At 67.9% G+C, this 1,622-nt stretch carries 2 protein-coding genes; one reads left to right on the plus strand and one right to left on the minus strand.

What is annotated here, in order from left to right; translation table 11 throughout:
• The coding region (locus tag AC1D00_RS40240) for a hypothetical protein (protein ID WP_477014523.1) at positions 1–1,068 on the minus strand (1,068 nt) is incomplete at its 3' end.
• Between the two features lie 75 nt (positions 1,069–1,143).
• Here AC1D00_RS40240 and AC1D00_RS40245 point away from each other — a divergent pair.
• Positions 1,144–1,622 (plus strand): MFS transporter (locus AC1D00_RS40245; RefSeq protein WP_477014524.1); only part of this gene is annotated, 479 nt, incomplete at its 3' end.

The raw sequence follows: 1,622 nt of genomic DNA on the forward strand, positions 1-1,622 counted from the left end.
GGCGGGTTCCGGCGCGGCCGGCTCCGGAAGCTCGGCGGCGACGGGCGCTGCGACCTCCGCAGCCACCGGCTCGGGAATGGCTGCTGCCATCTCGACCGGCTCGATGATCTCGTCGAATTCCGGATCGGGCGCAGCCATCTCCAGCGCGATGGCCTCGAGCACGGCCTCGTCCTCGGCTTCCGCGGCGGCATCGAGCGAGAACTCGTCGGTGACTTCCGCGAACGCGGCCGGCTCTTCGAAAGCTGCATCTTCAGGCGCGGCATCTTCAAGAGCGATCCGGCTTTCGGCTGCGATCTCCGGCGCGATGGCAGCGTCCATTGCCTGCTCGGCCATTGCGAACGCTTCGGCGGTGCCGGCCGTCTGCGCGGTGGCTTCGGGCCCGGCAGACGCTGCGATGTCCCGCGGCGTCTCCGTAAAAGCCACGGGGGCTTCGCTCGCCATCGCGGCGGGCGCGGCCTCTGCGACCGGCGGTGCTTCCCGCACCGGAGCTGGCGAAGGAGGCACTGCCGTCGCCTGCGGCGTTGCGTCGCCGTCGGCATCAAGCTGCTCGACCCGGTCCTTCAGCAGATCGAATGCGGCCTTGAGCTCGGTGCGGGGGTCGATGGTCGAAATCTGTCCGCAGGCGGCCTCGATCGAGGCGAGCTGCGAATCAATGAGGTCGCAGATCCGCCCGTCGGCGCCGATCTCGCGCCAGCGCCAGGAGATCTCCTTGATGATGCGCACGCCGCGCGGGATCGGGGCAAGGCTCGCCTCGATCGCCGCGGGGTCGAACGCCGCGATCGCGATCGTCTCGGCCTCGCGGACGGCGCGGCGGATCTCGACCAGCGCCTCGGGCAGGCGGTCCTCGACGACCGGTTGCCGCTGTGCCGCAAGGGTTTCTTCGATCTTGGCGACCGCGTCGAGCACCATGCTCGTGTCGGCATTGCGGTTGCGCTTGGCATATTCGCCGAGGAACCAGCGGCCGCGCGCGGTCTCCATGAAGGCTTCGCGGATCGCGTCGTAATCCTGCTCGTTCGGCTCGGCCGCGCGGGCAGACATGGGCGAAAGGGCGAATGCTTCGTTGGCCATGACAATCTCGTCGCGCAAATCAGTGCGCGTTACTGTAACGATCACCACGATATCGACCGAATCGCAATTGGTTTGATGGCAGGCGAATCACAAATCCCCACGCAAGCCGCCGTGAAGCGGCGATTCGCCGTGAGCCTGGCCCTGTTCTACTCGGCCTTCTTCGCGGTCCTGGGCACGCATATGCCCTTCTTCCCGGTTTGGCTGAAGGCGATCGGTATCGACGCGGCCTGGATCGGCCTCATCAACGCGCTGCCGGCGATCACGCGCTTCACCACGCTGCCGCAGGTCGCGGCCTTCGCCGAAAAGCGGCATGCCATTCGCGCCGGCATCATGGTGTCGGTGCTGGCGACGGCAATCGGATTTGCGGCCCTCGGCCTGCAGCAGCAGCCGCTGGCGCTGTTCCTGATCTACGCGCTGACCTGCACGATGTGGACGCCGACGATGCCGCTGACCGATGCCTATGCGCTGCGCGGTGTCGCCCGTTACGGACTCGATTACGGACCCCTGCGGCTGTGGGGCTCGGCGGCGTTCGCCACCGGCTCGCTCGCCTGCGG

The sequence above is a fragment of the Bradyrhizobium sp. P2_E8 genome (assembly GCF_056403875.1).